Genomic DNA, 468 nt, shown 5'->3' on the forward strand with positions numbered 1-468 from the left:
GATGGCGCGGACAAGCTCTATGGCGGCGCAGGAAACGATAGCCTCAATGGTGGCAATCACAATGACAGCCTGTATGGGGATGCCGGCAATGACACACTCAAAGCAGGAGACGGAAACGACTACCTGCGCGGCGGCGCCGGTGCCGACGAGTTGGATGGCGGTAGCGGTGTCGACCGTGTGAACTACGAAGACTCCAATGCTGCCGTGAACATCGACCTGAATCGTGCAACGCAATATGGGGGGTATGCCCAAGGGGATCTACTGATTGGTATCGAGCGGGTCTATGCCTCCAATCACGCCGATACCGTATCCGGTAGTTCTGGCAACGACAGCCTGTGGGGCATGGATGGCAACGACAGGCTCTTTGGTCGGGATGGGAATGACGTGCTTTACGGCCAGGATGGCCATGACACTCTGGAAGGAGGAAACGGTACAGACCAACTGCGGGGCGGCAATGATAACGACTTG

At 57.5% G+C, this 468-nt stretch carries 1 protein-coding gene; it reads left to right on the forward strand.

All coding sequences use genetic code 11. The features are described 5' to 3' along the window. The coding region (locus tag FGE21_RS19955) for a calcium-binding protein (RefSeq protein WP_139665137.1) at window positions 1-468 on the forward strand (468 nt) is incomplete at both ends.

Source organism: Phaeobacter sp. B1627, from assembly GCF_006265095.1.
Taxonomy (GTDB): Bacteria; Pseudomonadota; Alphaproteobacteria; order Rhodobacterales; family Rhodobacteraceae; genus Epibacterium.